The organism is Vibrio sp. 1069, from assembly GCF_033340555.1.
On record NZ_JAWOWP010000942.1, the window covers coordinates 1 to 517 of the forward strand.

At 47.6% G+C, this 517-nt stretch carries 1 pseudogene; it reads right to left on the reverse strand.

Annotated features, from left to right (window positions below):
• Positions 1-486 (reverse strand): annotated as a pseudogene (locus R7040_RS29935) (alkaline phosphatase); the annotation flags it as partial.
• Between the last annotated feature and the right edge of the window lie 31 nt (positions 487-517).

The following is a 517-nucleotide window of genomic DNA, read 5'->3' on the forward strand; positions in this document are numbered from 1 at the left end:
GAAAGTGGTGATTAGAGAAAGATCATCCGAGCGATACAGCGCGATCAAGCCATCTTCCTGCTTATTATTGTTTTCAATCGCGACGGCGACTAAACCATTAAATACAGCAACACTGTTGGCCGCGCCGATTTCAATACCTGCGGAAGTTCCAGCATCGGTTAGGTCAATAAAATCGGTTTGTGAAGGCGCACTGCTTTCGTTGAGCGACAACACATCCACACGTTTGGCTTGAGCATTGACCACGTAGAGTTTGTCCGTACACGCATCATAGTTAACGATTTCTGCGGCAGAAGTATCAAACGGCGCATCGGCGATAGATGACCCAACAAACGTCAAACCTTGGATTGAGGTTTCCCCAACAGCGGGTGAACTGATCGGCTTACATTGTGCACTGAAAGATGCGATAACATCGTTCTGTTGCGATGAACATGCGATGGCGAGCGTCGATAACGCCATTGCACCTATTGCCTTAAGTGGGGTGGTCATGATATCTCCTTATCAATCCGATATACTGTCG